Below are 26,075 nucleotides of genomic sequence, written 5' to 3' on the forward strand. Positions count from 1 at the left end.
GAAAAGATATGGAGAATTTTAACGTCTATAAAGACATTCAGAACAGGACGGGCGGCGAGATATACATTGGCGTGGTCGGTCCTGTCAGAACGGGAAAATCCACCTTTATCAAGAAATTCATGGATACGGTGGTGATCCCCAATATTCCCGACGGCGGACAGCGCGACAGGGCGATCGACGAACTGCCTCAGTCCTCAGCTGGCAGGACCATCATGACCACCGAGCCGAAATTTATCCCGGAGCAGGCGGTTTCCGTGCAGCTGGACGGCGACGCTTCCTTCAGCGTCCGTATGATAGACTGTGTGGGCTATATCGTTCCCAGCGCGATCGGCTACATAGAGGAGGACCAGCCCCGCATGGTGCGCACGCCCTGGTACGAGGAACCCATTCCTTTCAATATGGCGGCGGAGATCGGCACGAAAAAGGTCATTACAGAGCATTCCACCATCGGGCTTGTTATTACCACAGACGGCAGTATCAGCGATATTCCCAGAGAGGAATACGAAGAATCGGAAGAACGTGTCATTGACGAGCTGAACCAGTGCGGGCGCCCCTATGTGGTGCTTCTGAACTGTGTTGACCCGGAAACCCCTCAGGCAAAGGAGCTTGCGAACCGGCTGTCCCAGAAATACGAAGTCCCCGTTCTCCCGGTGAACTGCGTGGATATTACGGAGCAGGATATCAAGGGTGTGATCGCAAGCCTGTTGTATCAATTCCCCGTCAGGGAAATAGAATTGTCCATTCCTGGGTGGGTCACGTCCTTGGAATCCGATCACTGGCTGTTCGCCGGGCTGCTGGATACCGTCCGCAGCACCTGCAATATCAGCAGAATGCGGGAAGTCAGGGGCATGATGGACGGCATGAAGGAGTGCGAGTTCGTCAAGAACGTCAGCGTGGATTCCATTGATCTGGGCAGCGGCAGGGGAAAGGCGGAGCTGCTGCTGGACCAGTCCCTGTTCTATCGGATACTCAGCGAGAAAGCGGAGCTGGAAATCAAGAGCGAGTCGGAGCTGATGAGCCAGCTGATCGAAATGACAGCGATCCGCAAGCGCTTCAAAAAGCTTCAGCAGGCATATGACGACGTATTGGAAACGGGTTATGGTATCGTCATGCCCGATGTGGAGGAACTGACGCTGGAGGAACCTCAGATTTTGAAGCAGAACGGCAAATACGGGATCCGCCTGAAAGCCACCGCCCCCTCCATCCACATGATGCGCACGCAGATCAATACAGAGATCACGCCCATTGTAGGCTCGGAGCAGCAGTCGGAAGAGCTGGTGCTGTACCTGCTCAAGGAATTTGAGGAAAACCCCGTAAAAATTTGGGAATCCAATATTTTCGGAAAATCCCTGCATTCACTGGTCAACGAGGGAATGCACAACAAGCTGTACCGTATGCCACTTGACGCCAGGGAAAAGGTGCGGGAAACCATCGAGCGCATTATCAACGACGGCTGCAACGGGCTGCTGTGTATTATCCTGTGATGAGGGAGCCGAATGAATTTCAGGAAATTGAAAATCTGGGAGATACGGAGGAAGAGCTTGAGCCGTACCCCTATGAGGAACCTAAAAAGAGAGAAGGGGGCAGTATGCTGCCGCTGCTGCAAACTGCCCTGTGTGTTCTGGCGCTTCTTGCGCTGCTGATTTTGAAATTTGCGGATACGGAGACCTACGGCAAGGTGACGGACTGGTATAAAACCGAGGCTTCTCGGGAGATCGAGCTTCCAAAATGGAAAAGCGGCGGGGAAACGGTCTCCTCATTGCCCTCGGAGACTTCTTCGGAAGCGCCTGCCACGGTAGGCGTGAAAGACGAATCCCTGCAAAGGCTGTCATGCTGACCGTTTCTTTTCGGGGCTGCTGCCTGCATTTTAAGTTTTCCTTTTTTGCGCTGCTTGCGTTTTGCTGCCTGTTTACGGGCGCCACAAGCAGCGCATTTCTCCTGCTTGCCGTCATTCTCCATGAATCCGCACATCTTTTGACTATGATATTATTTGGTTCTCCGCCGAAAGCCGTTCAGTTTTCCGCGCTGGGCTGCCAAATCGTGCTCCCGGAAAAAAATCCGCTGAGCTATGGCAGGAGTGCGCTGGTTTCTCTGGCGGGACCCGCCTGCAATCTTCTTTGCTTTGGAATTATGGTGCTGTTTTCTCAGGGAAACCATATGTTTGCTGTTGTCAGCTTCACTCTGGGAATGTTCCACTGCCTGCCCATAGAGCCGCTGGACGGCGGGCTGGCGCTCCGGGCGATTCTCAGCAGTGTTTTAGAGTCGGAAAAGGCGGAAAAGATCACGTTCTTCCTTTCCCTCATTCTGCTGTTCCCATTGTCCGTACTGGGTTTTTTGATCCTTCTGCGCACCCGCTACAATTTTTCTCTCCTGTTTTTAAGCTTATATCTTATGCTTTATCTGGTGCTGAAGCGGGAGGGACCGAGCTATTAGGCATATTGCCAAAAGCCGAAAAGCAAGGTATAATAACCGTAAAGCGGTTATTATACGAATTTCAATTTGTCCCGCCCAGTTTGCGCCTTTGGCGCAACGGGCGATGGACACATTATACCAACGCGCCTGCGGCGCTTATGGTATAATAGCTGTAAGTAAAGGCGGCGCAAAAAGCTGCTCTTTCTCAAAAGAGAGGAAACCAGAACTATGTATCCAAAAGAAGTTGAAAAACTGCTGCTCAAGGTGCAAAAGCCCGGGCGTTACGTGGGCGGGGAATTGAACTCCACCGTAAAAGACAGGGAAAAGGTAGACGTACGGTTTGCTTTCTGCTTTCCCGATACCTACGAAATAGGCATGTCCCATCTCGGCATTAAAATCCTGTACGGCGCGATGAATGAGGTCCCCTATTTTTGGTGTGAGCGGGTGTTCGCGCCCTGGGTTGATATGGAAGAAAAGATGAAGGAGGAGCATATCCCTCTATACGCTTTGGAAAGCGGAGACCCGGTAAAGGATTTCGACTTCATCGGTTTTACACTGCAATATGAGCTGAGCTATACCAATGTGCTGAATATGCTGAAGCTTGCCGGGATCCCGCTGAAAAGCGCCGACCGCCACGACCTGTTCAATCTGGTAGTGGGCGGCGGACCATGCGTCTGCAATCCCGAGCCGCTGGCGGACTTTTTCGACCTGTTCTTTTTAGGGGACGGCGAGGAAGTGGATATTGAGGTGATGGAGCTGTACCGCCGCTGCAAGCGGGAAGGAAAGACCAAAGCGGAATTCCTGGAGCTTGCGGCGCAGATCGAGGGCGTGTATGTGCCGTCGCTGTACGACGTCGCTTACAATGAGGACGGTACGGTAAAGAGCTATACGCCCAAAAACGGCGCGCCAGCCACCGTGAAAAAGCGCGTGGTCAATGATATGGACAGCGCCTATTATCCCGATTCTTTTCCCGTACCCATGATAGACGTGGTGTTCAACCGCATTTCCGTAGAAGTGCTGCGGGGCTGTATTCGCGGCTGCCGGTTCTGTCAGGCAGGGTTCCTTTACCGACCTTTCCGGGAGAAATCCATTGAAACCATCAACGCTCAATGCAAGGCTCTTTGCGATTCCACGGGCTACGATGAGATTTCCCTCGCGTCCCTCAGCACCAGCGACTACAGCAGGCTGAATGAGCTTCTTGACCGTCTGCATTTGTGGACAGAACAGGAAAAGGTCAGTATCTCACTGCCGTCTCTCCGGGTAGACGGCTTTTCCCCGGAGCTGATGGAGCGCATCAATTCCGTGCGAAAAAGCGGGCTGACCTTCGCGCCGGAAGCGGGCTCTCAGCGAATGCGGGACGTTATCAATAAAAATGTGACGGAGGAAGAACTGCTGCACACGGTGAACGTTGCGTTTACCGAAGGGTGGAACAGGATCAAGCTCTATTTCATGATCGGTCTGCCCACCGAAACCATGGAGGACGTGCTGGCGATTTTGCAGCTGGGGCAGAAGGTGGTAGACGCCTTTTACGCCAACAAGGACAAGCCGAAAGGGAAGGCTGTGGAGGTCTCCCTCAGCGCCGCCGCATTTGTGCCCAAGCCTTTTACGCCGTTCCAGTGGTTCGGACAGGACACCATGGAAACGCTTCACGAAAAGCAGAAAGCACTGAAAGGGAATATCTCCTCCCGCCGCTTGAGCGTCAGCTATCACGGCGCGCAGACAAGCTTTTTGGAAGCGGTTTTTGCCAGAGGAGACAGAAAGCTCTGCGCGGTGATGGAAAAGGCTGCGGAGCGTGGGTTCCATTTTGACGGCTGGGACGAATGCTTTGATTTTGACCAGTGGATGGAGATTTTTGCCACCTGCGGCATCGACCCGGCGTTTTATGCCAACCGCCAGAGAAGCTTTGACGAGATTTTCCCCTGGGACCATCTGGATTACGGTATCCGCAAGGAATTTTTGCGGCAGGAATGTGAGCGAGCATACCGGGCGGAAACCACGCCCAACTGCCGGGAAAAATGCTCCAACTGCGGGGCAGCCTGCTATAAAGGAGGACTGTGCGTTGAAAAACGTGAGAATTTGGTTTGAGAAAAAAGGCGCAGCCCGATACATTTCCCATTTGGACCTGACCCATGCCATGAGCAGGGCTTTGAAGCTTTCCGGGCTGCCTGTCTGGTATACGGAAGGCTTTAACCCCCGCATTTATATGACGTACGCCATGCCCTTGTCCCTTGGGGTGCAGGGAGAGCACGAATGCATGGATATCCGTCTGACGGAAGACCGTGCGCTTTCCGATATCGTTTCCCGCTTAAATGAACGGCTTCCGGCAGATATCCGCGTTTTATCCGCCGCAGAGCCCTTGAAAAAATTTGAGGAGATCGCTTTTGCCGACTACGACATTTTTCTGGAATCGGAAAGCAGCGCGGCATTGGAAGAAAAAATTCAAAACCTGTTAAAAAGGGAACAGCTTCTCGTTATGAAGCACGGGAAAAAGGGAGATAAGGAGCTGGACATCAAGCCGTATTTTAAAGCTTCTGAAATTTGCCGGATAAGCGCGGGCACTCTGCGCATTTCCTTTCGGCTGCCCTGCAGTGCGTCCGGCTCTGTCAATCCAGCTTTGCTTTTAGACGCATTATTGAAGTATGACGGGGAAGAACCGACGGCTAAAATCGTTCGCAAAAGGCTTCTGATACAGGATTTTTCAGATTTTCAGTAAAAAATTCTTGCTTTTTTTCAAACCCTGTGCTAAACTATATAAGCATTTGAATTCCGCGGGGTTCCTTTCAGGCTTTCCCGCGGGGCTTGAAGCATGGCTCTGCTGTGTGTAGAGGCGGACAGTCCGCTGCCGGTTCCGGCATGAATGTCTGAATTTTATGAATTTTTGGAGGAATATCAAATGGACGCGATCAAAACAATTTCTCAGGATTCCCTGAAAAGCGAGATTCCCCAGTTTTCTGTGGGCGACACCGTGAAGGTGGACGTAAACATTCGCGAAGGTGACAGAGAGAGGATCCAGCAGTTTGAAGGCACCGTTATTGCCCGCAAGGGCAGCGGCATCAGCGAGACCTTTACCGTGCGCCGCGTTTCCTATGGCGTCGGTGTGGAGAGAGTTTTCCCGCTGCATTCGCCCAATGTAAAAGCTGTTCAGGTCGTCCGTCAGGGTCGTGTACGCCGGGCGAAGCTGTATTATCTGCGTGACCGCGTGGGCAAGGCTGCCAAGGTCAAGGAGCAGATTCGCTAAACAGCTACTATAACAACGCTTTTAAGGGACATCTATTGTCCCTTTTTTGCTATCATTTTTCGCTTTTGAGACAGACAGGAGATTTTCATGGATATCCAGACCGCGCCGCAGGCTGCGCCTGAAGCAAAAAAGAAAAAGACCGTCCCCGAAATCGTACTGGAATGGGCAGAGGAGCTGGTCATTGCAGTTGTAATCATCGCGTTGGCTTTTACATTTTTGTTCCGTGTCATTACCGTGACGGGAACATCTATGGTGCCTAATTACAACGATGGGGACCGTGTACTGGTGACCGGGCTTTCTTTCGGCTTACAGCAGGGAGATGTGGTAGTGATTACCAACGTATTGGAGGAGCCTATTATCAAGCGCGTCATTGCCACGGAAGGGCAGACCGTCGATTTTGACTACGACATGAAAAGCGTGGTGGTAGACGGAAAGCCTGTAGATGAGACGAAATTCGGGCTGCAGAACGGGATCACCGACCTGCCATTTACTTCTTTTGAGCTTTTGGAATTCCCGCAAACTGTGCCGGAGGGCTGCATTTTTGTGTTGGGGGATAACCGGGCGGTTTCCGAGGACAGCAGATATCAGATCGTCGGTATGATAGACAGGCGAAATGTATTGGGAAAAGCGCTGTTTCATCTTTTTCCCTTTGGAGATTCCTCCGAGGGATAGCAGCCGAGGAGAGAAAGGAAGGCTTTTTCAATGGACGAGGAACAAAAACAGAGCATAGTAGAAGAACAATCGGAGATCGCTGAAGAAATGCCGGGAGAAGCGGAGGAAAAAGAACTGCCTCTCAGCGAAAGGTTCCGCCGCTCTGTATTGGATTGGACGGAAACGATCGTAATGGCAATCACCATTGTCACGCTGGCGTTTACCTTTCTTGGTCGTATCATCACGGTGGACGGTACTTCTATGGTGCCTACCTATCATAACGGCGACCGTGTACTGGTCACAGAGCTTGCCGGAGAAGCCGAACAGGGGGACGTTGTAATCATCGTCAACACTCTGGACAAGCCAATTATCAAACGCGTCGTGGCAACCGGCGGGCAGGTAGTTGACTTTGACGAAAGTTTGGGCGAAGTGCTCATCAACGGCGTACCGCTCAAAGGGGAAGTCTTCGGCATTGAAAATGGCATTACGGAGCTGCCGCAATACGCCAATGTACTACAATTTCCCCAAACCGTGCCGGAGGGGTGCGTATTTGTGTTGGGCGATAACCGGGGAAATTCCACCGACAGCCGCTTTACCGACGTCGGCATGGTGGACCGGCGGAATATTTTAGGCAAAGTGGTGTTTAATCTGTACCCCTTCTCAAAGATAGGAATTGTGAAGTAACCTGAAGAGAGAAAAGGAAACAAATGAACGAGAGAAATTCTGAAGAAATCAATATCCAGTGGTTCCCCGGGCATATGGCGAAGACCCGCCGAAGGATCACAGAGGATTTGAAGCTGGTAGACGTGGTGGCGGAAATTCTGGACGCACGCATTCCAAAAAGCAGCTCCAACCCTGTGCTGCGGGACATTATCCAATCTAAGCCCCGGGTAGTGCTGCTGAACAAGAGCGATATGGCAGACCCGGAGAAGACCTCTCTCTGGGTAAATTTTTATGGGAAAAGCAATTTGAAAGCCATTCCGCTGGACTGCAAAACAGGGAAAGGAATCCCTGCTTTTTATTCCGGGATCCGTGAGGTTTTGCAGGAACGCATTGCCGCTTGGGAGAAAAAGGGCATGACAGGCCGCCCGATCCGTATTATGGTGGTGGGGATACCCAATGTGGGAAAATCTTCGCTTATCAACCGTCTGGTCAAAGTAAAGGGTAAGGCGGAGGTGCAGGATAAGCCCGGCGTTACCAGGCAGAACCATTGGTTCACTGTGGGAAAGGGCTTCGAGCTGTTGGACACTCCCGGTGTGCTGTGGCCGAAATTTGAAGACCCCATCGTGGGAGAACATTTGGCTTTTACAGGCGCGGTAAAAGATGAAATTCTAGACAGGGAAGGGCTTGCCTGCCGGCTGCTGGAGCTTTTGATGAAGCTGTATCCCAATGCTGTAAATACCCGCTATAAGCTGGATGTCCGCCCGGAGGAGAATTTGCCGGGCTATGAAATTTTAGAGCGTGTTGGAAGGAAGCGTGGAATGCTGATTTCCGGCGGTGAAGTGGATACCGAACGGGCGGCGAATACCGTATTGGACGAATATCGTGGCGGGCTTTTGGGGCGGATCACTCTGGAAACCCCCGAGGGGGGATAAAAATGGACTGGTTTTCCTATGAACGAAAAGCCGCTGAAAAGGGCTTTTCCGCTGTTTGCGGCATTGACGAAGCCGGACGGGGTCCGCTGTTGGGTCCTGTATATGCTGCGGCTGTCATTTTGCCAATAGATTGTGAGATCGAGGGCTTGAACGACTCAAAAAAGGTTTCCGAAAAGAAGCGGGAGCGGCTTTTTGATGTGATCCGGGAAAAGGCGGTCGCTTATGGAATAGGCTCTGCCAGCGCGGCGGAAATCGACGAGATCAATATTTTGCAGGCGACTTTTTTGGCAATGAAACGCGCTGTAGAGGCAATGGCGGTTTCAGCGGATTGGGCGCTGGTGGACGGCAACAGAATGCCGCCCCTGTCTATCCCGGGAGAAACAGTCGTTCATGGAGACGCCCGGTGCGCCAGCATCGCGGCAGCGTCTATTTTAGCCAAGGTCAGCCGTGACAGAGTGCTACGGGAACTGGATCTGCAATATCCCCAGTACGGCTTTGCCAAGCATAAAGGGTACGGCACGAAAGCGCATTATGAGGCAATCAAGCAATTCGGAATTTTGCCGGAGCACCGAAAGACCTTTTTGAAAAATCTTTCGGAAAAGTGAGGGAGTTCGATGGATTTCGGAACCGGGCAAGCCGGGGAAAAGCATATTGCAAAGCTTCTGAAACACCACGGCTACCGCATTTTAGAGCAGAATTATCACAGCCGCTTTGGAGAAATCGACATCATCGCGGAAAATGACCAGTATATTGTATTCGTAGAGGTGAAAACCCGGGAGAAGGGCGGGCTGGTCGCTCCGTTTGAAGCTATTACGCCGGAAAAGCAGCGCCGCTTGATTCTGACAGCGGAGGACTACCTTGCAAAGTACAATGTGACCACTCAGCCACGGTTTGACGCGGCGGCGGTCTATACGGAGCGGGGGAAAATAGTTGGCGAGGAATATCTGGAAAACGCCTTTGGCGTCGGTTGATTTCGTCTTTCCAGAAACTTTTTCCTTTAGAAAGGTGTGGTTTGATGCGCTATTTTGATTTGCATTGCGATACGATGACGGAGTGCTCCCTCAAGGGGCTTTCTTTACGGCAGAACGAGCTGCACGTCAATTTGGAAAAGGCAAAGGTGCTCGATTCTTTTGTGCAGTGCTATGCGGTATGGATTCCCGATACGCTGCGGGGGCAGGAAGCCTTTGACCGCTTCTGCCAGGTGGCAGGGAAGCTCCAAAAGGAAACAGCGGAAAATCAAGACGTCCTTATGCAGTGCAAGAAGCCGGCGGATTTACAGAAAATGGAGAACGATCAGCTGCACGGCGCGATCCTAACGGTAGAAAACGGCGCTGCTTTGGGTGGAAAACTGGAAAATATCGCCCTGTGGAAAGAATGGGGCGTGAAGATGTGTACCTTGACCTGGAACGGGGAAAACGAGCTGGGGCGCGGCGTAGGCGCTGACGGTACATACGGGCTTTCCGGATTTGGCAGGGAAGCTGTGCGAAAAATGGAAGAAGCCGGCATTCTGGTGGATATTTCCCATGCCAGCCCGGAGCTGTTTTGGGACGTGGTAAAGGAAGCGAAAAAGCCGCTGGTGGCTTCTCATTCCAACGCGCAGGCACTGTGCAGGCACCCAAGGAATCTTACAGACGAGCAGTTTGCCGCTGTGAAGGCTTCCGGCGGGCTGGTGGGACTCAATTTCTATACAGCTTTTCTCAATGACGTCCCGGAGCGGTCCTCTATGGAGGATATTCTCCGCCATGCGGAGCATTTCCTGTCGCTGGGCGGCGAAGATGTTCTCGCCATGGGCGGTGATATGGACGGCTCGACCTTGCCGGAAGACATGGCAGATGGGCTTGGGGCGATCCCGCGGCTGTATGAGCTTTTCCTGCGGCACAATTATTCGGAAAGCCTGCTTGAAAAAATATTCTATGGGAACGCCGCAGGATTTTTCCAGAGAAACGGTCTGCTTTGACAGAATCCCCAAAATGCTGTATAGTGAAAAAATAAAGTTAAAATTCAGGGTCAGGTGATGCAAATGCAGTATAAAAGCACCAGAAATTCCGACCTGCGCCGCAGCGCCGCGCAGGTCATCGCACAGGGCATTTCCGAAGAAGGCGGGCTGTTCGTGCCGGAAAGTCTGCCGGATTTAAGGGGCGAGCTGTCTACGCTTGCCGTGATGGATTATTCCACCTTGGCAAAACGCATTTTTTCTTATTTTCTGACGGATTTTTCCCAGGAAGAAATCGACCGCTGCGTCAACAATGCCTATATCGCGGAAAAATTTGACGGGGAAGATCCTGTGAAGCTTGTTCCCTTGACAACTGCGGGCGAAAATAAGTATTTGCTGGAGCTGTGGCACGGTCCGACCTGTGCCTTTAAGGATATGGCGCTGCAAATTTTGCCTTATTTTCTGACAAAATCCATGGCGAAAGCAGTTCCGGGCAAACAGGCGGTGATCCTGACCGCCACCTCCGGCGATACGGGAAAGGCGGCGCTGGAGGGATTCCGCGACGTTCCCGGCGTGAATATCTTAGTTTTTTATCCTCGCAGCGGCGTCAGCGTCATGCAGCAGCGCCAGATGGAAACGCAGGAAGGGGAAAATGTCGCGGTCTGCGCCATTGAGGGAAATTTTGACGATGCCCAGACTGCGGTGAAGCGGGTGTTCACCGACCCGGCTATGAAAGCAGCTTTGCACGACCATGGCATGGTGTTTTCCAGTGCTAATTCTATTAACTGGGGCAGGCTGCTCCCGCAGATCGTTTACTATTTTTACGCTTATTTTGAGTTGGTGCGCTCGGAGAAGATCTCTTTGGGAGATGTTATCAACGTAACTGTCCCTACCGGGAATTTCGGCAACATTCTGGCTGCATACTACGCTTCCAAAATGGGGCTGCCAATCAAGAAATTTATCTGCGCCTCCAACGCGAACCGCGTGCTGACCGATTTTATCCGTACGGGAGTTTATGATAAACGGCGGGACTTTTTTACCACCACATCTCCGTCAATGGATATTCTGGTGTCCAGCAATTTGGAGCGGTTGCTTTATGCCCTTTCCGGCGAAAACGCGGAAATGCTTTCCAACTGGATGTCGGAGCTTTCAGAAACCGGCGCGTATCATGTCACGCCGGGGGTTTTGCAGAAGGTGCAAAGTGCATTCTTCGGCGGCGCCTGTGAAGACGCTGCCGCCGCCCAAACGATCTTTGAGCTTTTGGAGCGGGAAAACTATCTTTGCGACCCCCACACGGCGGTTGCCGTCGATGTGTACCGCCAATATGTAAAGGAAACCGGGGATATTGATACGCCCACAGTGATAGCCTCTACCGCCAGCCCCTATAAATTCACCAGGAGCGTACTGGAAGCCTTGGGCGCGGTTGTGCCGGAGGACGAGTTTGAAGCCATGGCAGAGCTGCAAAAGCTCTCCCATCTGCAAATACCGAAACAGCTTTTGGCATTGCGGGAAAAGCCCGTCCGCTTCCGGGAGTGCATTTCACCAGAACAGGCGGAGCAATTCATCCGGGCTTCTGTGGGAATTGAGGAGTCCTGATATGGCACTGTTTGTCATTGCGGACCTGCACCTTTCTCTGGGAGAAGACAAGCCCATGGACGTGTTCAGGGGCTGGTCGGATTATGTGCAGAGGCTGGAAGAAAACTGGCGGAAAAATGTTCAGCCGGAAGATACCGTTGTCATTGCGGGAGATATTTCCTGGGCAATGGACTTAAACGGCGCATGGAAGGATTTCTCTTTTCTCCATTCCCTGCCGGGGGAAAAGATTCTCATGAAAGGGAACCACGATTACTGGTGGTCTACCCGGAACAAGGCGGATACATTCTTCGCAGAGCATGGGCTTACTACGCTCCATATCCTCCACAACTGTTCGTACCGGGTGGGAGACAGGGCGCTTTGCGGCACCCGCGGCTGGCTCTATAACTCCGAGACAGAGGAAGACAGAAAAATTGTTCTGCGGGAAGCCGGACGGCTGCAGGCTTCTATTGCGGAAGCCAGAAAGCTTGGGGGGAAGCTCACTGCATTTTTACACTACCCGCCTGTTTATGACGGCGCGGAGTGTAAAGAAATTCTGGATATTCTGGAAGAAAACGAGATCGAGGAGTGCTATTTTGGGCATATTCATGGGCAGTATGCCGCTCAAAAGGCACTGGTCGGAGAATATCATGGGATACATATGCAGTTGATTTCAGCGGATTTTGTGAAGTTTTGCCCAATTCTTATTCCCGATTGAGCAGTTTTTCAGGTAATTGCGGAATATTTCACAATTTTCCTGAAGATTTTGCGGAAAAGATATAGATTCTTTTGCACCGCTGTGCTATAATGTTCGCAAAGTTGTGCGCACACTGAGAAATCAGTCTTTTTCCTGATTTTTTAATGCGTGGAAAGCCCTGATTCAGCAGGTTTTTCAAAGTTTATTTTGAGAGGAAAAGAAAAGCATGGAACTGAAATCTACCAAAAACATTGAGACGAACAGGTATGAGCTTGCCATGGAGGTAAGTCCCGAGGAATTGAACGATGCGATAAACGCCGTCTTCAAGCGGGAAAGCAAAAAAATGAATATTCCCGGCTTCCGCAAGGGACACGCACCCAGAGCGTTCATTGAAAAATATTATGGGGAAGAAGTGTTCTTTGAGGCTGCGGTCGATCATCTGTACCGCCCCATGGTGATGGAAGCTGTGGAGAAATCCGAGCTGAAGGTCATCAGCATTGGCGAATTCAAAATTGATGAAATCGGCAAAGACAAGGGGATCAAATGCACCGTTACCGTTGTGACGAAGCCGGAAGCCTCCATCGAAGGCTATAAGGGCATCGAGGTGGCAAAGGAGCCAGTCGTCGTTACCGACGGTGATATCGACAGCGAGATCGAGCGCGTCAGGGAGCGCAATTCCAGGACCATTACGGTAGAGGACCGCAGCGCCGAAAACGGCGATATCACAGTCATCGACTTTGACGGGTATGTGGACGAGAAGCAGTTTGACGGCGGCAAGGCGGAGAACTACGAGCTGACCTTGGGCGCCGGGCAGTTCATTCCCGGTTTTGAGGAGCAGATCGTGGGGCATAAGACCGGCGAAGAATTTGACGTGAACGTCACTTTCCCGGAGGACTACCATGCCGAAGAGCTGAAAGGCAAGCCCGCTGTGTTCAAAATCAAGCTCCATGAGATCAAGAAGAAGGAGCTGCCTGAGGTCGATGACGAATTTGTCAAAGACGTCAGCGAGTTCGATACGCTGGACGAGTACCGCAAGGATTTGGAGAAACACCTGCTGTCCCGCAGGGAACAGGCTGCCGATTCCGATGTGGAGAACCAGTTGGTCGATGCTGTCATTGAAAAGACGGTAGCGGATATCCCGGAAGAGATGGTGGAAAACGAGATCGACGAGATGATCAATTCTTTTGCATATCGTTTGCAGTATCAGGGCTTAAAGCTGGAAACCTATCTTCAGTATACCAACATGACGGTGGAGAGCCTACGGGAAGAATACAAGGTCCAGGCGGAGCGTCAGGTGCGCCTGCGTCTGGGGCTGGAAAAGATCGCCCAGGCGGAGGATATCAAGCCTACTGAGGAAGAAACCGAAGAAGAGTACAAGAAGCTTTCCGAGGGCTACGGCATCCCGCTGGAGAACGTGAAAAAGATGGTGAATCCCGACGACTTGAACGCCGATATTGCCAATCGGAAGGTGATCGAGTTCCTGAAGGAGAACGCCAAGATCACCGAGCCGAAGAAGGATGAGGAAAAGAAGCCCGCCAAGAAGAAAGCTCCCGCCAAAAAGAATACCGGGGAAAAGGCGGAGAAGACAGAGGAAGGCGAGGAAAAGCCCGCGCCCAAGAAACGCGCCACCAAAAAGGCTGCGGAGCCCAAAGAGGAAAAGACTGAGGGCTAAAAGCCTGTTGCAGTGAATAAACCTTATTGGTTGCTAACATACTAACTCAGGATTTTGAAGGGAGCGACAATTTTGGAATTAGTACCTTATGTTGTGGAACAGACCAGCCGCGGGGAACGCTCGTATGATATTTTTTCCCGGCTGTTAAATGACAGGATCATTATGCTGAACGGCGAAGTGAACAATGTCTCTGCCAGTCTGGTGGTGGCTCAGCTTCTGTACCTGGAAGGGCAGGACCCGGAAAAGGATATTTCCCTGTACATCAACAGCCCCGGCGGCGTCATTACCGACGGTATGGCAATTTACGATACTATGCAGTACATCAAATGCGACGTTTCCACTATCTGTATCGGCATGGCTGCCAGCATGGGATCGTTCCTCCTGGCTGCGGGGACAAAGGGTAAGCGCTTTGCTTTGCCCAACAGCGAAGTGATGATCCATCAGCCCAGCGGCGGCGCACAGGGACAGGCGACAGATATCAGTATCCATGCAGACCATATCCTGCAGGTGAAAAAGAAGCTGAACGGCATTCTTGCCGAAAAGACCGGGCAGCCGCTGGAGGTCATCGAGCGCGATACCGAGCGCGACAATTTCATGACCGCTCAGCAGGCGCTGGAATATGGGCTTATCGACAAGGTGATCGAGCACAGATAAAGTTTGAGGGGGAAATCGAATGGCGGGCAACAATGAAACTGAAATTTGCTGTTCCTTTTGTGGGAAGCCGCAGCCGCTGGCTGGCAGATTGATTGCCGGTTCCGGGGTTTATATCTGCGATGCGTGTGTCCGGCTTTGTATGTCCATCATTCAGGACGAGGATAGGTTGAAAAAAGGCAGGAGCGATGAAAAAGAGGTAGGAATTCTTCTGCCCAAGCCTCAGGAAATCAAAAGCAAGCTGGACGAATACGTGGTAGGGCAGGACGATGCGAAAATTGCGTTGTCTGTGGCAGTGTACAACCATTACAAACGGATTTATTTTTCCTCCGACGAAGTCGAGTTGACCAAAAGCAACGTTTTGCTTCTGGGACCCACGGGCGTGGGAAAAACCTATCTGGCACAAACCCTGGCAAGATTGTTGGACGTTCCTTTTGCCATTGCGGACGCCACCACCTTGACCGAAGCAGGGTATGTGGGCGAGGATGTGGAAAATATTCTCCTGCGGCTGATCCAGGCGGCGGATTATGATGTTTTCAAGGCAGAACGCGGCATTATCTATATCGACGAGATAGATAAGATTTCCCGGAAGTCTGAGAACCAGTCCATCACCCGTGACGTCAGCGGCGAGGGCGTACAGCAGGCTCTGCTGAAAATTTTAGAAGGTACGGTTGCAGGTGTGCCGCCAAAGGGTGGGCGGAAGCACCCGCAGCAGGAGACCATCAATATCGACACCTCGAATATTCTCTTTATTTGCGGCGGCGCCTTTGACGGTTTGGAAAAAATCGTACAGAAGCGTGTTGCTTCAGCTTCACTGGGTTTTGGCGGTGAGGTGCATGGCAAGTCCGAGTTGGACGCCACCAACTGGATGAAAGATGTTACTCCCCACGATTTGGTGAAGTACGGACTGATTCCTGAATTGGTCGGTCGTATCCCGGTGATCACCTCGCTGGACGCTTTGGACGAACCTTCTCTGGTGCGTATTTTGAAAGAGCCGAAGAATTCCCTGGTCGCGCAGTACAAAAAGCTGTTTGATCTGGATAAGGTGGATTTGGAATTTACCGATGACGCGTTGAATGCCATAGCGAAAAAGACGCTTGAACGCAAAACCGGCGCCCGCGGCTTGAAGTCCATCATGGAAGGTGTTTTAATGCCTACCATGTACCGTGTGCCCAGCGATTACACGGTAGAAAAGGTCGTGATCACCAGAGAAATGGTGGAGGACGGCGCTCAGCCGGAGATCGTCTATAATAAAGACAGGAAGCCGGTAAAAATCAAGATAGCACAATCCAGACAGCGAAACCGCAAAGATTCCGTATCCTGACAAGTAACTCTGCTTTATGAAGCGTTGAACAAGAAAAGGCTGTTGTCGGCAGCGCCGACCGCAGTCTTTCCCTGATTTTAGGAGTACATATATGCAAAATTTTACAGAAGAAAGCAAGAAAATGGAAACCAGTATGGTGCTGCCGATTTTGGCGATCCGCGGACTGGTGTTTTTCCCCGGCATGATGCTGCAATTTGACGTAGCACGGAAAAAGTCGATTCTGGCAGCGTCGGAGGCTGTGGAAAAAGGCAGGCTGATTTTTCTTGTCACGCAGGTCAACCTGTCGGAAAACGAGCCTACCGGCGATGATCTGTACAAGACAGGCGTTATTGCCCGTGTCAAGCAGGTGATCCACCGCTCTGAAGAAGGGGTAAAGCTCCATGTGGAGGGGCTTTATCGCGGTGAAATTCTCTCTTTGATTCAGGAAAATCCCTATCTGCTGGGTGAGATCCGCAAAAGCCCGGTGATGACTTATCGGAAATCCTCCAAATCAGAAGCCCTGATCCGCATTGTCCATGAGAAATTTGACCAGTACCTGGGGCTGTTTAAGCGTGTGCCGCCCGATGTGCTGCTGGGCGTTTTACAGGAAAAGGACTGCGGGCGGCTGGCGGATTATCTCGCTTCCAATATTTCCATAGATTTTGAGCGCAAGCAATACATTTTGGACGAGCTGCGTCCCCTGCGGCGGATACAAAAGCTGATCGATGTTCTCACTGAGGAAATCCAGATCCTGCAGGTGGAGGAGGAGATCAACCAAAAAGCGCAGGCGCAGATAGACGAGAACCAGCGGGAATACTTTTTGAAGGAGCAGCTGCGCGCCATCAGCAGCGAGCTGGGAGAGGACGATAACCCCCAGCAGGAAGCTGAAGAGCTGCGGGAAAAGATTCAGGAAATGAAGCTGCCCCAGCTCTGTGAGGAAAAGCTCCTGAAGGAATGCGACAAGCTGTGCAGAATGCCCTACGGTTCCCATGAAGCCAGCGTTCTCCGAATGTATGTGGACACCTGTTTAGAGCTGCCGTGGAATATTTCCGGCAAGGAACGGCTGGATCTGAAGCGTGCCCAGCGCATTCTGGACCGCGACCATTATGGCTTGGAGAAGGTAAAAGAACGGTTTTTGGAGATTTTGGCGGTCAAGAGCCTGTCCCGGAAAAATTCCGGGCAGATCATCTGCCTGGTGGGTCCTCCCGGCGTGGGCAAAACCTCCATCGCCCGTTCGATCGCCGAAGCCACCGGGCGGAAATACGTCCGGGTATCCTTGGGCGGCGTCAGCGATGAAGCGGAAATCATGGGGCACCGGCGTACTTACGTGGGCTCCATGCCCGGGCGGATCATCAATGCCATGAAACAGGCAGGAACCAATAATCCTCTGATTTTGCTGGACGAAATCGACAAGCTGGGGCAGAATTTCAAGGGAGACCCGTCTTCCGCGCTTTTGGAGGTGCTTGACCCGGAGCAGAATAAGGAATTTTGCGACCACTATATTGATATGCCTTTCGATTTGAGCAACGTTCTGTTCATTACCACCGCCAATGACGCGTCCCGTATTCCCGGTCCGCTGTATGACCGCATGGATATCATTGAGCTGGGAAGCTATACGCTGGACGAAAAGCAGAATATCGCTACCCGCCATCTGGTGAAAAAACAGCTGGAAAAGCACGGCTTGCAGCCAAGCCAGTTGAAATTTACAAAAGCTGCTGTAAAAGAAATCATCGAGGGCTATACCAGAGAAGCCGGCGTGCGGAATTTGGAGCGCTCGCTGGCGGCAATTTGCCGAAAGGTCGCTAAAATGGCTGTCACCCAGGAGGATTTCCAGCTTTATACGGTCAAGCCTGAAAACTTAGAGGAATTGCTGGGTCCCCGGAAATTCCTTCGCGACGTACCGCAGGGGGAAGACGTTGTAGGTCTGGTCAATGGGCTGGCGTGGACCAGCGTCGGCGGGGAATTGCTGCCGATCGAAGTGGCGGTAATGGAGGGCACTGGAAAAATTCAGCTGACAGGCTCTTTGGGAGATGTGATGAAGGAATCCGCCAATGCCGCTATCACCTGTATCCGCACCAGAGCCAATTCTCTGGGCATTTCCCCAAAGTTCTATGAAAAATGCGATATCCATATTCACGCGCCGGAAGGAGCGGTTCCCAAGGACGGTCCTTCCGCCGGTATCGCTATGGCAACTGCGATCACCTCTGCGTTGTCTGAAATCCCTGTTCGCCGGGATATTGCCATGACCGGGGAAATTACCTTGCAGGGCAGGGTGTTGCCCATTGGCGGGCTGCGGGAAAAAGCCATGGCTGCCTATAAAAATGGCATTAAGACGATTTTGTTCCCTGCGGATAATGTGCCGGATCTGGCAGAGGTAGATGAAGTTGTCAAAAAGAATGTTTCCTTTGTGCCTGTAAAGCGCATCGACACTGTGCTGATAACAGCGCTGACCAAAGCGCCTTGTGCCGATATCCCAGAAGACAGACCCATGCCAGGTGAAACAGGGAAATCCCGTCCCGGTACATCGGAATTTTATCAATAAGGAAAAACGGAGGAGCCCGTGAATTTTCAAAAGGCAAGCTTTGAGCTTTCGGCAGGAAAAAAGGAGCAATTGCCCAGCTCTGATTTGCCGGAGATCGTTTTTTCCGGCAGGTCAAACGTTGGGAAATCTTCCCTGATCAATAAGCTGGTCAACCGTAAGGCGCTGGCAAGAACCAGCTCTACGCCCGGCAAAACCGCCACGATCAATTTCTTTCAGGTGGATACCTGCCGATTTGTAGACTTGCCCGGTTACGGTTACGCGAAGGTCTCCAAAAGCGAAAAGGAGCGTTGGGCGGACCTGGTGGAGGGGTATTTTGCTCAGAACCGCCGGGTGGCTCTGGTGTTCCAGCTTGTGGATATGCGCCGCGAGCCCACGGACGACGATTTTGACATGATAGAATTTTTGTTGGATTTTGCCGTCCCATTTGTCGTGGTAGGCACCAAATGCGACAAATTGAATAAATCTGAAACTGCTGCCATGCTGGAAAGATACCAAAAGATATTTGGAGAAAATGACATTTCTTTTTTCCCTTTTTCTGCGGTTTCCGGGGTAGGCGTGGAAGAACTGAGGGCATTGCTTACCGATGCAGTTGAAAATATTAAGGGTCAGGAATAAGGAAGGGGAAGTATTGTGATTTCACCATGTCTTTCTGTCAATGAAAAGGGTCATCTATCTATCAGCGGCTGTGATACTGTAGAGCTGGCAGAGCGCTACGGTACGCCCCTTTATGTGATGAGCGAGGACGGGGTCCGCAGCGTGTGCCGGCGGTACCGTTCCTCTTTTGAAACGTATTATCACGGGAACGGAAAACCGATCTATGCCAGCAAGGCTTTTTGCTGCAAGGAAATATGCCGTATCGTCACTGAAGATGGGCTTGACCTGGAGGTGGTGTCCGGCGGCGAGCTGTACACCGCACTACAGGCAGGTGTTCCGGCAGGCAATATTCATTTCCAGGGCAACAATAAAACGATTGCCGAACTGGAATTTGCCGTAGAGAACAACGTGGGCGACATTGTGGTGGACAACCTTTCCGAGCTGTATAAGCTTCAGAAAATCGCCGCAAAGCACGGCAAAACCGTTCCAATCTCTCTGCGTATCAAGCCCGGTATCGATGCTCATACCCACGAATTTATCCGTACCGGGCAAATCGATTCCAAATTCGGCATTGACCTGACCAGCGGGGAAGCGCTGGAAATCGTCAGGCTGGCGTCTGAGATGAAGGAAGTCTCCCTTCATGGGCTGCACTGCCACATCGGTTCTCAAATCTTTGACAAAGAGCCTTTTGTCCACGCTGCTGAGGTCATGCTGACCTTCTTTGCAGAGATCAAAGAGAAATTGCAGGTGGAACTGGAATTCCTGAATCTGGGCGGTGGCTTCGGCATTCATTATACGGAACGGGATAACGCCAGCCCTTACGAGGAATACATGGCGGCGGTTTCTGACATGGTGCATAAGACCTGTGAGAAATTCGGACTTACCACACCGAGAATCTATATTGAGCCAGGTCGATCCATTGTGGGAGAGGCAGGGATCACCCTTTACACGGTAGGGAATATCCGGGAGATACCCAATGTGCGCAGCTATGTGTCCATTGATGGCGGTATGTATGAAAATCCCCGGTACGCGCTGTACCACTCCGACTATACCTGCTTGATCGCCAACAAAGCGGATCAGCCTGCCGACTACATAGCGACTGTAGCAGGAAAGTGCTGTGAGAGCGGTGATTTGATCCAGGAGCATACGCCCATACAGCACCCGCAGGAAGGAGACATTCTGGCGGTGCTTTCCACCGGGGCGTACAACTACTCTATGGCGTCCAATTACAATCGCAATTGCCGCCCTGCCTGCGTGATGGTCTCCCAGGGAAAATCCCGGATCGTGATAAAGGGGGAAACCTTTGAAGACCTGGTGCGCAATGATATTTGATTCTCTGGTTTACTTTTTTGATTTCCTGTGATAAAATGATAAAGCATGAAAATCAGGAAATCTTTTTGGGAGAGGCAGCGATACGATGAACGATAAACTTCATGATGAAAACATTGATTTTTTGTTTCAGGCAGTTTTGACACTGAAATCAGTGGAGGAATGTTATCGCTTTTTTGATGACCTTTGCACTATGCCGGAGCTGAAAGCCATGTCCCAGCGGCTGGCAGTTGCCAAAATGCTGAGCAGAAAACAGGTTTACAGCGATATTGTGGCAGAAACAGGTGCGTCTACCGCCACCATCAGCCGTGTAAACCGCAGCCTCAATTATGGCAGCGATGGCTACGAACTGGTATTTGATCGTTTGAATAAAGAGAAGACGCAGGAAAAGTGACATGGAAGCATATTCTGTTTTTGCCCAGTATTACGATGCCTTGACCGGGAACGTGGGCTATGCCGGGCAGGCCGACTATTTTTTGGAGCTGATGAAGCGCCTGGAGCACGAACCCGGTTTGACACTGGATTTGGCGTGTGGGACAGGCTCTTTAACCCTGGAGCTGTTTCGGCGGGGCATAGATGTGTACGGCGTGGACGCTTCCGTGGAGATGCTGTCGGAAGCCAGGGCAAAGTGTGCCGACGCCGGGGCAGATATTCTATTTTTGCGGCAAAAAATGCAGCAGCTCGATTTATACGGCACTGTGGACACGGTGCTTTGTACGTTGGATAGCCTGAACCATCTGCACAATGAAAAGGAAGTGCAGAAGACCTTTGACCGGGTGTCTCTGTTTATGAATCCCGGCGGCTGGTTCCTGTTTGACATGAATACGCCCTTCAAACACAAACAGGTGTTGGGTGACAATGTGTTCGTCTATGATACCGACGAAGTTTATTGCGTATGGCAAAACAGGTATTCCGCATCAGAATGTAAAGTCGATATTCAACTGGATTTCTTTCAACAGGAAGAAGGAGCATATTTTCGCAGCTCAGAGCATTTTTCCGAACGGGCATATCCTATGGAAAAAGTGCTCGCTATGCTGGAGCAGAGCGGTTTTGGAAATTGCAAAGCTTATGGGGAACTGACCTTTGATCCGCCCAATGAAACAGACCAGCGTATTGTCTATGCGGCTCAGAAAATTCACCGACAAAAGGGACAGAAAAAATTATGGACAGGATAATTCGCACCATTACTTCGGACGGCAGCCTGATGGCAGCCGCTATTGATTCTTCCACCATTGTATCTACCGCCCAGCAGCTTCACGGGCTGTCAAAGACTGCCTGTGCCGCCTTGGGTCGCTTATTGACAGGCGCGTCTTTGATGGGCGCTATGCTGAAAAGCGATAAGGCTTCTCTGACATTGAAGGTCAACGGCGGCGGTCCTTTGGGAAATCTGGTTGCCATTTCCGATTCCCGGGGCAATGTCCGCGGTTATGTGGATTCTCCCGAAGTGGAGCTGCCCCTGAAGCCCAATGGGAAAATCGACGTTGGCGGCGGCGTTGGCACAGATGGACGCCTGGCTGTCATGCGCGATTTTGGAGAACGCGACCCCTACATCGGGCAGATCGAACTGGTCAGCGGGGAAATCGCGGAGGATTTGACTCAGTATTATGCGCAGAGCGAGCAGATCCCCACCGTGTGCGCTTTAGGCGTGCTGGTAAATAAGGATTCGGGAAAGGCTATGCTGTCCGGCGGGCTGTTGGTCCAAGTGCTGCCGGGCGCGGAAGAGTCTGCGATTTCCAGGCTGGAAGAAAACGTTGGGAAGCTGGATTCCGTCACTACTATGCTGGCAAAGGGGATCAGCCTGGAGGATATGTGCAAGCTGGTGCTTGACGGCTTTTCTATGGAGATTTTGGACGAATTTCAGGTCCATTACGCCTGCCCCTGCAATAAAGAACGGTTCTCCAATGCTTTATTGACCCTGGGGGAGAAAGAAATCCTCTCTCTGCCATCGAATGAAGAGGGGAAAGTGGAAACAGTATGCCAATACTGCGGGAGGAAATACTATTTTTCCAGAAACGAGCTGGAAGCGCTGGCAAAGCGCGCAGGGGAACGAAAAAAGTAGTTTCCAATTTTGCCGGAAAATGCGAAAAAAGAACTTGACAAATGAAATAGAATCCTGTAAAATGTAGAAGTCGCTGGAAAGCGTGTTCTGTGGAACATGGGGGCATAGCTCAGCTGGTTAGAGCACCTGCCTTACAAGCAGGGGGTCATAGGTTCGAGTCCTATTGTCCCCACCAGAGAGATACTTCCTTGTAGGTTCACATAGATACTTGGCCCGGTAGTTCAGTTGGTTAGAACGCTAGCCTGTCACGCTAGAGGTCGACGGTTCGAGCCCGTTCCGGGTCGCCATATTTGCCTCTGTAGCTCAGTTGGTAGAGCAGAGGACTGAAAATCCTCGTGTCATTGGTTCGATTCCGATCGGAGGCACCAGAAAAAAGACTTGCCGAGCGCAGGTCTTTTTTCTTATCCTATAATCCGGCAGCAGGTAGGAATCATGGCGCTTTCGAGAGAAAATTTCCCGGTTTCGCCAATTAGTAGTTGACAAATCGCCGGAAACTGCATATAATATAAAAGCTGTCACGAAAATGCGGACGTAGCTCATCTGGTAGAGCGCCACCTTGCCAAGGTGGAGGTAGCGAGTTCGAGCCTCGTCGTCCGCTCCAAAGAATCAAAATGGAAATTTTGATTCTTCCAAATGACGAGGTTCGAACTCGCGTTATATTAGGAGAAGAATCGCAAAGCGATTCTTTGAACAGATTTTGCTTGCAAAATCTGTTGCCTCGTTCGTCCGCTCCATAGAATCATAACGAGAAGGTTCATTCTCGTTTGGTTCTTTCAAATGACGAGGTTTCGAACTCGCGTTATATTAGGAGAAGAATCGCAAAGCGATTCTTTGAACAGATTTTGCTTGCAAAATCTGCTGCCTCGATCGTCCGCTCCAAAGAATCAAATGGTGTTCCTTTCTATTTGGTTCTTTCAAATCCGTAGAATCAAGAGGAATCTTTCATTCTTGTTTGGTTCTTCTAAACGGTGACATAGCCAAGTGGTAAGGCATGGGTCTGCAAAACCCTGATTCCCCGGTTCAAATCCGGGTGTCACCTCCATACCTGCAGTGAGCATATTGCAAACTGCAGGTTTTTTCTTTACATTGCTTTTTGGAACGTGATAAAATAGGCTTTTTTGCAAAAAAAGAATCTCCCAGATACTCTAATTGAGCTATCCGGGAGATTCCTTTTTTATGAATTAAGTTTCATTAAACTTTGTCGCCATGTATTTTTCACTTTGAGCCGGAGAGTAGATAAATTCGTCCATGTGAGTGCCATGAAAATAGTATTCCGGCAGGGCGGGCTTTGTTGGTTCTGCGTCAAAGGTGTCGATAATGATAAGCTTTATCTTCATTCTGGGGTACAGAATGTTCTTGATAAACACGCTTGCCTGCTGACCGGGAAAAATATTTTCCCTCACTTCGGCAAGCCCAGCCAGATTTGGGGTCAGCTCTACAAACACCCCATAGCTTTCAATGCTGCGAATGATACCCGACACCGTTTCGCCGGGACGGAAATTCGCCGCGTTTTCCTCCCAGGTCCCCAACAGCTCCTTGTGGGACAAAGTGATGCGGTTGTTTTCCCTGGACCGCACTACCGCCTTGATATCCATGCCCACAGAAAAACGCTCTCTGGGGTGTTCAATGCGGGAAATGGAAATCGCGTCAATGGGAAGCAGCGAAACGACCCCGCAGCCGATATCCACAAATACGCCGAAGGGCTCTATATGGGTAATGCGTGCGTCTATCACATCACCGGGAATCAAGCTGCTAATATATTCCTGCTGGCATTTTTCCTGGGCTGCCCGGCGAGATAACAGCGCCGTGACTCTGCCTTCCTCGTCCCGGATAAAATCCTGCACCAGAAAACACACAGGACGGTTGACCCGGGAAATGATCGCGATATCCCGCACATTTCCTTCTCGAATGCCAATAGCGCCTTCTTCTCGGGGAATAATACCCTTCATAAACTTGAAGTCCACAATGAGATTGTGGTCGCTGTCGCACATGATGGCACGCGCTTCCAGTATTTTCTGTTCCCGCATGGCTTCCGACAGGGCGGTGGGGGACTGCAGAGCAGCTTTATTTTCAAACGTATCTAATAAATGACCTTCCGGGTAAAAATTCATCTGATTGACCATTCCTTTCTAAGGTGGAAAACGTCCAGCCTGTTTCACTACAAAAGAATATATGAGGAATCAGCACATAAAATGACGGTCAAAAGGCAGGGCTTGCAAGTTTCCGAAGTTTGCGGTAAAATAGGCATGTTCCAGAGAAAGATTGTCCGGGCGGAAGATTTCTGCCCCTTTTGAAAGCGAGGCTTTTTCATGAAAAAAATTGCAGTATTCCTCTCTGCGGTGCTTCTTGTTTTTTCCTGCTCCGCCTGTTCCACCAAGAATTCCCCGGCCACTGCTGTACTGAGCCAATCTGGCGAACTGATTAGCAAAGAGGAACTGAAGCCCGCCGCCAGCCACGATAAAATCGGTTATCAGCTGGATCTGCCGGAAAAAGGGGAGGAGATCGCGGTGGTCACCATGGCGACCGGCGAAACCTTTAAGCTGCGCTTTTTCCCGAATGAAGCCCCAAAAGCTGTCTATAACTTCAAACGCCATGCAATCGACGGTTATTACGACGGGCTTACCTTCCATCGGATCATAGAAAATTTCATGATCCAGGGAGGAGACCCGGACGGAAACGGAACGGGCGGGGAAAGCGTTTGGGGAGAAGCGTTTGAAGACGAGTTCAATTCTAACCTTCTGAATATTGACGGTGCTGTTTCCATGGCGAACAGCGGCGCCAACACCAACGGCAGCCAGTTTTTCATCAATGCCACTAACGGCGCCAAGGTGGATTGGGCAAACTACGAGGAAGGCTACAAATACTATCAGGAAGACCCCGATGCCTTTTCCTCTACCTATGGCAGATGGATCAAGATGGATATTGTCCCGGAGGAAATGAAAACTCTCTATGATGAACATGGCGGCAATGCCCATCTGGACGGCTATTATTCGACCATGGGGATCGGTCATACGGTGTTTGCCCAGGTATTCGAGGGCATGGATAATGTGATAAAGCTGTCTCAAACAGAAGTGGGGGAAGACGGGAGCACTCCGCTAAACAGCGTCGTCATTGAGAAAATTGAAATCACAACGTATTAAAGTGAAAAGGAAAGTGGTACTGGGGAAACAAGAAATCACTTTCTAACTGCCGCTGCGGCAAGTCTTTTGAAAACTGTACTGCCGGCGGCAGGAAGAGAAATGTGCCCCAGCACATTTCTAAAATCGGAAAAAGAAAAGGTTTCGCTTATCCGGAATTGGATCGTGCGAAACCTTCTTTTTGTTTATTCATTTTGTCACATCATCGTAAATTCGCTGTACCGCTTCGGAAAAGCCCAAATCCTTTTGAAAAACCGTTTCGCGGATATTTGGCAAAAAATCCTTTTCCTGCCACCATCTTCTCATTTCAACCTCGCCAAACTCTGCTTGATTTGGCTTTGTAGCATGGCGCAGTAAGGTTTCTTCAAAGGGCAGGTCGTAATAATAGGCAAAAATATTTTCGCCGTATTCCTGAACGGCAGTCTCAAACAGGGGCAAATAATCTACAACAGGTAAGATTCCCTCTACAATGGAAAATTCAGAGTTCTTTCTGCCATATCTCATGAGTGCGATCATCAGGGGCAAAGAGCGTTCAACGCCTTCCTTTCCCCGGGTGTGCAGTACCTGCATACGGATCATATCGTGAGAGATCAGCATAGTATTTGAGCCCAATTTTTCCTGCAAAGCTTTGGCAACCGTGGTTTTTCCGCTGCCGGAATTACCCCTGAGAACGATAAGCTTTGGCATTTC

Annotated in this window: 26 protein-coding genes and 5 tRNA genes; 29 read left to right on the forward strand and 2 right to left on the reverse strand. The window is 50.9% G+C overall.

Annotated features, from left to right (window positions below):
* Window positions 1–8 precede the first annotated feature (8 nt).
* The 28 genes from spoIVA to AB8996_RS03980 all read left to right on the forward strand — a co-directional run bounded on the left by spoIVA (window position 9) and on the right by AB8996_RS03980 (window position 23,290).
* A complete protein-coding gene (spoIVA, locus tag AB8996_RS03845) occupies window positions 9–1,484 on the forward strand; it encodes a stage IV sporulation protein A (RefSeq protein WP_369297651.1) in 1,476 nt (491 codons plus the stop codon).
* Entirely contained in the window at window positions 1,484–1,837 is a 354-nt protein-coding gene (locus AB8996_RS03850; RefSeq protein ID WP_369297652.1) for a hypothetical protein, read from the forward strand. The genes spoIVA and AB8996_RS03850 overlap by 1 nt, the downstream gene beginning before the upstream one ends.
* 143 nt (window positions 1,838–1,980) lie before the next feature.
* Window positions 1,981–2,433, forward strand: a complete 453-nt coding sequence (locus AB8996_RS03855) for a site-2 protease family protein (protein ID WP_369297653.1) — start codon at window positions 1,981–1,983, stop codon at window positions 2,431–2,433.
* 207 nt (window positions 2,434–2,640) lie between these two features.
* Window positions 2,641–4,497: a TIGR03960 family B12-binding radical SAM protein gene (locus AB8996_RS03860; RefSeq protein WP_369297654.1), complete on the forward strand. Its 1,857-nt coding sequence runs from the start codon at window positions 2,641–2,643 to the stop codon at window positions 4,495–4,497.
* Window positions 4,481–5,125: a TIGR03936 family radical SAM-associated protein gene (locus tag AB8996_RS03865; protein ID WP_369297719.1), complete on the forward strand. Its 645-nt coding sequence runs from the start codon at window positions 4,481–4,483 to the stop codon at window positions 5,123–5,125. The genes AB8996_RS03860 and AB8996_RS03865 overlap by 17 nt, the downstream gene beginning before the upstream one ends.
* A 180-nt stretch (window positions 5,126–5,305) precedes the next feature.
* Window positions 5,306–5,650 (forward strand): 50S ribosomal protein L19, encoded by a 345-nt coding sequence (gene rplS / locus AB8996_RS03870; RefSeq protein ID WP_369297720.1) that lies wholly within the window; start codon window positions 5,306–5,308, stop codon window positions 5,648–5,650.
* Between the two features lie 87 nt (window positions 5,651–5,737).
* Window positions 5,738–6,322 carry a signal peptidase I gene (gene lepB / locus AB8996_RS03875; protein ID WP_369297655.1) on the forward strand — a complete coding sequence of 195 codons (585 nt, stop codon included), beginning with the start codon at window positions 5,738–5,740 and terminating at the stop codon, window positions 6,320–6,322.
* 30 nt (window positions 6,323–6,352) lie between these two features.
* The gene (lepB, locus tag AB8996_RS03880; protein ID WP_369297656.1) at window positions 6,353–6,985 is read left to right on the forward strand and encodes a signal peptidase I; all 633 of its coding nucleotides are present in this window, start codon (window positions 6,353–6,355) and stop codon (window positions 6,983–6,985) included.
* A 23-nt stretch (window positions 6,986–7,008) separates the two neighbouring features.
* Entirely contained in the window at window positions 7,009–7,896 is an 888-nt protein-coding gene (gene ylqF / locus AB8996_RS03885) for a ribosome biogenesis GTPase YlqF (protein WP_369297657.1), read from the forward strand.
* A gap of 2 nt (window positions 7,897–7,898) precedes the next feature.
* Entirely contained in the window at window positions 7,899–8,501 is a 603-nt protein-coding gene (locus AB8996_RS03890; protein WP_369297658.1) for a ribonuclease HII, read from the forward strand.
* 9 nt (window positions 8,502–8,510) lie between these two features.
* Window positions 8,511–8,867 (forward strand): YraN family protein, encoded by a 357-nt coding sequence (locus tag AB8996_RS03895; RefSeq protein WP_369297659.1) that lies wholly within the window; start codon window positions 8,511–8,513, stop codon window positions 8,865–8,867.
* Between the two features lie 44 nt (window positions 8,868–8,911).
* A complete protein-coding gene (locus AB8996_RS03900; RefSeq protein WP_369297660.1) occupies window positions 8,912–9,853 on the forward strand; it encodes a dipeptidase in 942 nt (313 codons plus the stop codon).
* A gap of 63 nt (window positions 9,854–9,916) precedes the next feature.
* A complete protein-coding gene (gene thrC, locus AB8996_RS03905) occupies window positions 9,917–11,425 on the forward strand; it encodes a threonine synthase (protein WP_369297661.1) in 1,509 nt (502 codons plus the stop codon).
* 1 nt (window position 11,426) lies between these two features.
* Complete coding sequence (locus AB8996_RS03910) at window positions 11,427–12,119, forward strand: metallophosphoesterase (protein ID WP_369297662.1); 693 nt, start codon at window positions 11,427–11,429, stop codon at window positions 12,117–12,119.
* Between the two features lie 205 nt (window positions 12,120–12,324).
* Window positions 12,325–13,770: a trigger factor gene (gene tig, locus AB8996_RS03915; RefSeq protein ID WP_369297663.1), complete on the forward strand. Its 1,446-nt coding sequence runs from the start codon at window positions 12,325–12,327 to the stop codon at window positions 13,768–13,770.
* 72 nt (window positions 13,771–13,842) lie between these two features.
* Complete coding sequence (gene clpP / locus AB8996_RS03920; RefSeq protein WP_369297664.1) at window positions 13,843–14,424, forward strand: ATP-dependent Clp endopeptidase proteolytic subunit ClpP; 582 nt, start codon at window positions 13,843–13,845, stop codon at window positions 14,422–14,424.
* Between the two features lie 19 nt (window positions 14,425–14,443).
* The gene (clpX, locus tag AB8996_RS03925) at window positions 14,444–15,745 is read left to right on the forward strand and encodes an ATP-dependent Clp protease ATP-binding subunit ClpX (protein WP_369297665.1); all 1,302 of its coding nucleotides are present in this window, start codon (window positions 14,444–14,446) and stop codon (window positions 15,743–15,745) included.
* Between the two features lie 121 nt (window positions 15,746–15,866).
* Window positions 15,867–18,266 carry an endopeptidase La gene (gene lon / locus AB8996_RS03930; RefSeq protein WP_369297666.1) on the forward strand — a complete coding sequence of 800 codons (2,400 nt, stop codon included), beginning with the start codon at window positions 15,867–15,869 and terminating at the stop codon, window positions 18,264–18,266.
* Between the two features lie 18 nt (window positions 18,267–18,284).
* The gene (gene yihA / locus AB8996_RS03935; RefSeq protein ID WP_369297667.1) at window positions 18,285–18,881 is read left to right on the forward strand and encodes a ribosome biogenesis GTP-binding protein YihA/YsxC; all 597 of its coding nucleotides are present in this window, start codon (window positions 18,285–18,287) and stop codon (window positions 18,879–18,881) included.
* Between the two features lie 12 nt (window positions 18,882–18,893).
* A complete protein-coding gene (gene lysA, locus AB8996_RS03940; protein WP_369297721.1) occupies window positions 18,894–20,192 on the forward strand; it encodes a diaminopimelate decarboxylase in 1,299 nt (432 codons plus the stop codon).
* A gap of 85 nt (window positions 20,193–20,277) precedes the next feature.
* Entirely contained in the window at window positions 20,278–20,583 is a 306-nt protein-coding gene (locus AB8996_RS03945; RefSeq protein WP_369297668.1) for a YerC/YecD family TrpR-related protein, read from the forward strand.
* 1 nt (window position 20,584) lies between these two features.
* Window positions 20,585–21,364 carry a class I SAM-dependent methyltransferase gene (locus AB8996_RS03950; RefSeq protein ID WP_369297669.1) on the forward strand — a complete coding sequence of 260 codons (780 nt, stop codon included), beginning with the start codon at window positions 20,585–20,587 and terminating at the stop codon, window positions 21,362–21,364.
* Complete coding sequence (gene hslO / locus AB8996_RS03955) at window positions 21,352–22,248, forward strand: Hsp33 family molecular chaperone HslO (protein ID WP_369297670.1); 897 nt, start codon at window positions 21,352–21,354, stop codon at window positions 22,246–22,248. Before AB8996_RS03950 ends, hslO begins: the two co-directional genes overlap by 13 nt.
* A 98-nt stretch (window positions 22,249–22,346) precedes the next feature.
* A tRNA-Val gene (locus AB8996_RS03960) sits at window positions 22,347–22,423 on the forward strand.
* A gap of 35 nt (window positions 22,424–22,458) precedes the next feature.
* Window positions 22,459–22,535, forward strand: a tRNA-Asp gene (locus AB8996_RS03965).
* A 5-nt stretch (window positions 22,536–22,540) separates the two neighbouring features.
* Window positions 22,541–22,616: transfer RNA gene (locus AB8996_RS03970), tRNA-Phe, on the forward strand.
* Between the two features lie 157 nt (window positions 22,617–22,773).
* Window positions 22,774–22,849, forward strand: a tRNA-Gly gene (locus AB8996_RS03975).
* A gap of 366 nt (window positions 22,850–23,215) precedes the next feature.
* Window positions 23,216–23,290 (forward strand) — tRNA-Cys (locus AB8996_RS03980).
* Between the two features lie 139 nt (window positions 23,291–23,429).
* Here AB8996_RS03980 and AB8996_RS03985 read toward each other — a convergent pair.
* Window positions 23,430–24,359, reverse strand: a complete 930-nt coding sequence (locus tag AB8996_RS03985; protein WP_369297671.1) for a S1 RNA-binding domain-containing protein — start codon at window positions 24,357–24,359, stop codon at window positions 23,430–23,432.
* Between the two features lie 198 nt (window positions 24,360–24,557).
* On the opposite strand from AB8996_RS03985, the gene AB8996_RS03990 reads away from it, so the two are divergent.
* Window positions 24,558–25,388, forward strand: a complete 831-nt coding sequence (locus AB8996_RS03990; protein WP_369297672.1) for a peptidylprolyl isomerase — start codon at window positions 24,558–24,560, stop codon at window positions 25,386–25,388.
* 186 nt (window positions 25,389–25,574) lie between these two features.
* On the opposite strand, the gene AB8996_RS03995 is transcribed toward AB8996_RS03990, so the two are convergent.
* Window positions 25,575–26,072: an AAA family ATPase gene (locus AB8996_RS03995; protein ID WP_369297673.1), complete on the reverse strand. Its 498-nt coding sequence runs from the start codon at window positions 26,070–26,072 to the stop codon at window positions 25,575–25,577.
* Between the last annotated feature and the right edge of the window lie 3 nt (window positions 26,073–26,075).

This window comes from uncultured Neglectibacter sp. (genome assembly GCA_937958185.1).
Classification (GTDB): domain Bacteria; phylum Bacillota; class Clostridia; order Oscillospirales; family Acutalibacteraceae; genus Acutalibacter.

Bases quoted from the DNA above. Each gene is read 5' to 3' on its own strand.
- spoIVA (WP_369297651.1), top strand. From the start codon at position 9: ATGGAGAATTTTAACGTCTATAAAGACATTCAGAACAGGACGGGCGGC.
- AB8996_RS03850 (WP_369297652.1), top strand. From the start codon at position 1,484: ATGAGGGAGCCGAATGAATTTCAGGAAATTGAAAATCTGGGAGATACG.
- AB8996_RS03855 (WP_369297653.1), top strand. From the start codon at position 1,981: ATGATATTATTTGGTTCTCCGCCGAAAGCCGTTCAGTTTTCCGCGCTG.
- AB8996_RS03860 (WP_369297654.1), top strand. From the start codon at position 2,641: ATGTATCCAAAAGAAGTTGAAAAACTGCTGCTCAAGGTGCAAAAGCCC.
- rplS (WP_369297720.1), top strand. From the start codon at position 5,306: ATGGACGCGATCAAAACAATTTCTCAGGATTCCCTGAAAAGCGAGATT.
- lepB (WP_369297655.1), top strand. From the start codon at position 5,738: ATGGATATCCAGACCGCGCCGCAGGCTGCGCCTGAAGCAAAAAAGAAA.
- lepB (WP_369297656.1), top strand. From the start codon at position 6,353: ATGGACGAGGAACAAAAACAGAGCATAGTAGAAGAACAATCGGAGATC.
- ylqF (WP_369297657.1), top strand. From the start codon at position 7,009: ATGAACGAGAGAAATTCTGAAGAAATCAATATCCAGTGGTTCCCCGGG.
- AB8996_RS03890 (WP_369297658.1), top strand. From the start codon at position 7,899: ATGGACTGGTTTTCCTATGAACGAAAAGCCGCTGAAAAGGGCTTTTCC.
- AB8996_RS03895 (WP_369297659.1), top strand. From the start codon at position 8,511: ATGGATTTCGGAACCGGGCAAGCCGGGGAAAAGCATATTGCAAAGCTT.
- AB8996_RS03900 (WP_369297660.1), top strand. From the start codon at position 8,912: ATGCGCTATTTTGATTTGCATTGCGATACGATGACGGAGTGCTCCCTC.
- thrC (WP_369297661.1), top strand. From the start codon at position 9,917: ATGCAGTATAAAAGCACCAGAAATTCCGACCTGCGCCGCAGCGCCGCG.
- AB8996_RS03910 (WP_369297662.1), top strand. From the start codon at position 11,427: ATGGCACTGTTTGTCATTGCGGACCTGCACCTTTCTCTGGGAGAAGAC.
- tig (WP_369297663.1), top strand. From the start codon at position 12,325: ATGGAACTGAAATCTACCAAAAACATTGAGACGAACAGGTATGAGCTT.
- clpX (WP_369297665.1), top strand. From the start codon at position 14,444: ATGGCGGGCAACAATGAAACTGAAATTTGCTGTTCCTTTTGTGGGAAG.
- lon (WP_369297666.1), top strand. From the start codon at position 15,867: ATGGAAACCAGTATGGTGCTGCCGATTTTGGCGATCCGCGGACTGGTG.
- AB8996_RS03945 (WP_369297668.1), top strand. From the start codon at position 20,278: ATGAACGATAAACTTCATGATGAAAACATTGATTTTTTGTTTCAGGCA.
- AB8996_RS03950 (WP_369297669.1), top strand. From the start codon at position 20,585: ATGGAAGCATATTCTGTTTTTGCCCAGTATTACGATGCCTTGACCGGG.
- hslO (WP_369297670.1), top strand. From the start codon at position 21,352: ATGGACAGGATAATTCGCACCATTACTTCGGACGGCAGCCTGATGGCA.
- AB8996_RS03985 (WP_369297671.1), bottom strand. From the start codon at position 24,359: ATGAATTTTTACCCGGAAGGTCATTTATTAGATACGTTTGAAAATAAA.
- AB8996_RS03990 (WP_369297672.1), top strand. From the start codon at position 24,558: ATGAAAAAAATTGCAGTATTCCTCTCTGCGGTGCTTCTTGTTTTTTCC.
- AB8996_RS03995 (WP_369297673.1), bottom strand. From the start codon at position 26,072: ATGCCAAAGCTTATCGTTCTCAGGGGTAATTCCGGCAGCGGAAAAACC.